Consider the following 3,960-nt stretch of genomic DNA (forward strand, 5'->3'; position numbering starts at 1 on the left):
CAGGGAAGGCTTCGTATCGGGGTGCAGGGCCGGGTGTGGCTGCGCTGGTGGGTTTGTGTGCGCGGGCTGCGGCGAGGAGGTGGGGCGCGGGGCTTGGGTGCCTTGATGAGTTGGGTTCGCGGGTGGCGATTGGGTGATGGGTGGGGGCTAGCGCCCCAATGTGGCATTGGGTGCGTCTGACGCACCGAACGCCACATTGGGTGCATCTGACGCACCCAATGTGGCATTGGGGCGCACCGGGACGCGGCGGCTGAGCAGCCGTGAAGGGCCCTGGGGAATCCAAGTCCGTGAAGGTTCCCCTCACGATCGGCGTGGGGCGTGAGGGGAACCCTGAAGGAATCAGCGTTTGTGAAGGTTCCCCTGACGGAGCTAGGCGGCCAGCGCGTCCGTCACCCGGAGGGCGGGATTGCTGAACGGAGCGAGCAGGTCCGGATCGACGCCTGCTCGCGCCAGCGCCGCTGCGAGGACGGCTGGACGGGCACGGTCGCCGCCGTCCGCGATCTTCAGCGCCACCGCCGTACCGTCCGGCAACGCGGCCAGCTGCACGGCCTCGAAACCGTCTTTCGCGATGAGCCCGGGTACGGCTTGCATGAGCCGGGTGACGTCGCGTCGGCTTCCCGCCACCAGGTCCGGATGCTGGCGGATCCCGTTGGCCACCAACGACTCTGGCGAACCTTCCGGTGCCGTCGCAATGCGGGAGGCGGCTCGTGCCAACCCCCGCAGGGAGAGCGCGAACAGCGGCGCACCGCAGCCGTCCGTGGCTACTCGCGGCACGGTTTGCCCGGTCAGTTCCTCGACGGTTTCCCGGATCGCGCGCTGCAGCGGATGCGCCGGATCGAGGTACCCGTCGACCTCCCACCCCTGCTCCCGGCAGACGGCCAGCATCGCGGCGTGCTTGCCGGAGCAGTTGTGCGCGAGCCGCGACGGCTGCCGTCCCTCGGCGATCCAGGCGTCTCGTTCGACCGGGTCGTAGGGCAGGTCAGCGGGGTTGCCCAGATCGGTTTCGGCGAAGCCGCCGCTCTTCAGCACGGCGGCGGCCGCGTCGAGGTGCCGGGATTCGCCGGAGTGGCTGGCGGCGGCGATCGCGAAACCGGACGGATCGAGCCGCAGCCCGAGCCGGGCCATCGCGGCGGCCTGCAGCGGTTTCGCGGTCGAACGCGGGTACATCGCGACGTCCGGGTCGCCCGCCTCGAACAGCGTCGAACCGTCCGGGGCGAGCACGACGACCGAACCGTGGTGCATGCCCTCGACCATGCCGTCGCGCAGAAGGTGGACCAGCGGAACATGCCGCGGTTCGCGCTCCTGCGGGGTCACGACGCTTCCGCCTTCTCGAACGCGCTCATGTCGATCCGCTTGCGCACGGCGAACCAGCCGGCCACCAGCGCGACGACGATCACCGGCAGCGCCATCAGCGTGATCCGGCCGGTCTTGTCGAAGCCCATCAGCACGACGACCGCGGCGAGGAACACCAGCGTCGCGATTTCGGTGTAGGGCGAGAACGGCAGCCGGAAGTGCGGCCGGGTCAGCTCTCCGCGCTTGGCCTTCCGCACGAACAGCAGGTGGCTCAGCACGATGATCGCCCAGGTCCCGAGGATGCCGACGGCGGCGAAGTTCAGCACGATCTCGAACGCGTCCTTCGGCACCACGTAATTCAGCCCGACGCCGACGACGCACACCGACGACGTGAGCAGGATCCCGCCATAAGGCACCTGGTTGCGGTTCATCACGCCGGTGAACTTCGGCGCGGACCCGGCCAGCGACATCGAACGCAGGATTCGCCCGGTCGAGTACAGCCCCGAGTTGAGGCTCGACAGCGCGGCGGTCAGCACGACCAGGTTCATGATGCTGTCCGCGTAAGGCACGCCCAGTTTCGCCAGCACCGTCACGAACGGGCTCTGGTCGGCCGAGTAGGCGTCCCACGGCAGCAGCATCGCCAGCAGCACGACCGAGCCGACGTAGAACAGCGCGATCCGCCACATGATCGAGTTGATCGCCTTGGGCACGATCTTCTTCGGGTTCTCCGTTTCGCCGGCCGCGACGCCGACCAGTTCGCACGAGGCGTAGGCGAACACGACGCCCTGCACGATCAGGATCATCGGCACGATGCCCGCCGGGAAAACGCCGCCGTGGTCGGCGATCAGCTGCGGGCCGGGCGCGTGGCCGTCGATCGGATGCTGCGTCACCAGCAGGAAGATGCCGACGAGCAGGAACAGCACCAGCGCGGCGACCTTGACGATCGAGAACCAGAACTCCATCTCGCCGAACAGCTTCACCGACACCAGGTTCAGCGACAGCACGACCGCGAGCGCGATCAGCGCCAGCACCCACTGCGGGATCGGCGTGAAGAACGACCAGAAGTGCGCGTACAGCGCGATCGCGGTGATGTCCGCGATGCCGGTGGTCGACCAGTTGAGGAAGTGCATCCAGCCGGCGACGTACGCGCCCTTCTCGCCCATGAACTCGCGCGCGTAGGACACGAACGCGCCGGACGACGGGCGGTGCAGGATCAGTTCGCCGAGCGAGCGCACCACGAAGAACGCGAAGAGCCCGCACACCGCGTACACGATCGCGAGCGCCGGACCGGCCTGCGCGAGCCGTCCGCCCGCGCCGAGGAACAGGCCGGTGCCGATCGCGCCGCCGATGGCGATCATGTTGATGTGCCGGGATTTCAGCGCCTTGCGGTATCCGGCGTCGCCCGCGTCGGCGGTGTCCGCCTCGGCAGTCGCGGGCAGGGTTTCTTCAGTCACGCGGTGGTACCTGTTTCTGCTTCGCCGGCGCGCGCCGGCCGTACGATCGTGGTCAGGGTCTTCTCGACGTGATCGAGATGCTCGGTCATCGCGGCCGCGGCCGCATCTTCTTCGCCTTCGGCGATCGCCGTGACGATGCGCCGGTGCTCGACGTTGGACTGCGTCCGCCGCCCGCCGAGCTGGTTCAGGAACGCGGACTGGCGGGCCAGCGCGTCACGGATCTCTTCGATCACCTTCGCGAACACCGGATTGCCCGACGCCCGCGCGATCGTCACGTGGAACTGCGAATCGAGCGCCACCCACGCGGCGTCCCCGGTCTCGGCGTCCATCCGGTCGACGAGACAGGCGAGCCGGGCGAGCTGGTCCGCGTCGCGGCGGCGCGCGGCGTAAGCGGCCACCGGGACCTCGACGTGCCTGCGCACTTCGACCAGGTCGCGGGCCGAGTAGTCGCCGAACGTAGGGTTCTCCGGCGGCCCGCTCGCGGTGACGAACGTGCCGCGGCCGGTGCGCGACACGGTCAGCCCGAGCGCCTGCAGCCCGCGCAACGCCTCGCGCACGACCGAGCGGCTGACCTCGAACTCCCTGCTCAGCGCGGCCTCCGACGGCAGCTGGTCGCCGACCGCGTACTCCCCGTGCTCGATGGCGTGCCGCAGATGGGCCAGTACGGCTTCCATCGCGCTGACGCGCCGGGGGAGCGGTCCGGCTGCCCGGCTGTCAGACAGGTTCACGCGACGGATCGTCGGGTCCGGCCCGGCCGCTGTCAAGCGATGCGAGGGCCCCTTGCTCGGCGGTTGTGGCTTGGTTCACGCTCCCGGGTGAGTCTCGGCGGCCCGGCTCCGGGCGGCCCCGGTTTTGTCGGTGCCGGGTGCGACCGTGTCCGGGCCGGCAAGTCAGGGAAGGACCGTGCCGGTGATCATCACCGGGAACGCGCCGGGCCCCGCTCCCGGTGTGTCGGGGCCGGAGCCAGGAGGGTTCGGAGGGAGGATGCAGCCGGAGCGCCCAACGGGAGCGCTCGGAGTGCGGCGGACTAGGGTGGACAGCCCGGGCCCGCCGCGTCGACCGGAGCCGGGAAGCCGTCTGCCTAGGGGAGGTTTTCGCTGGTGTCGAACGATTCTTTCGTCCACCTGCACGTCCACACCGAGTACTCCATGCTGGACGGTGCGGCGAAGATCGGTCCTTTGTTTGCGGAGGCGGCCCGGTTGGGCATGCCCGC

At 69.6% G+C, this 3,960-nt stretch carries 4 protein-coding genes; 1 reads left to right on the plus strand and 3 read right to left on the minus strand.

Features of this window, described 5'->3' with window-relative positions; all coding sequences use genetic code 11:
- Positions 1 to 369: 369 nt before the first annotated feature.
- The 3 genes from ACWGIC_RS44680 to ACWGIC_RS44690 are packed head-to-tail and all read right to left on the minus strand — an operon-like array spanning position 370 to position 3,421.
- The gene (locus tag ACWGIC_RS44680) at positions 370 to 1,314 is read right to left on the minus strand and encodes an asparaginase (protein ID WP_452082021.1); all 945 of its coding nucleotides are present in this window, start codon (positions 1,312 to 1,314) and stop codon (positions 370 to 372) included.
- Positions 1,311 to 2,747: an amino acid permease gene (locus ACWGIC_RS44685; protein WP_452082022.1), complete on the minus strand. Its 1,437-nt coding sequence runs from the start codon at positions 2,745 to 2,747 to the stop codon at positions 1,311 to 1,313. The genes ACWGIC_RS44680 and ACWGIC_RS44685 overlap by 4 nt, the downstream gene beginning before the upstream one ends.
- Entirely contained in the window at positions 2,744 to 3,421 is a 678-nt protein-coding gene (locus ACWGIC_RS44690; protein ID WP_452082023.1) for a FadR/GntR family transcriptional regulator, read from the minus strand. Before ACWGIC_RS44690 ends, ACWGIC_RS44685 begins: the two co-directional genes overlap by 4 nt.
- Before the next feature lie 426 nt (positions 3,422 to 3,847).
- On the opposite strand from ACWGIC_RS44690, the gene ACWGIC_RS44695 reads away from it, so the two are divergent.
- Positions 3,848 to 3,960 (plus strand): PHP domain-containing protein (locus ACWGIC_RS44695; RefSeq protein WP_452082024.1); only part of this gene is annotated, 113 nt, incomplete at its 3' end.

The sequence above is a fragment of the Amycolatopsis sp. NPDC054798 genome (assembly GCF_053611505.1).

What these genes read in the sequence shown, in the direction of transcription:
- ACWGIC_RS44690 (WP_452082023.1), bottom strand. Translation starts at nt 3,421, where the DNA reads ATGGAAGCCGTACTGGCCCATCTGCGGCACGCCATCGAGCACGGGGAG.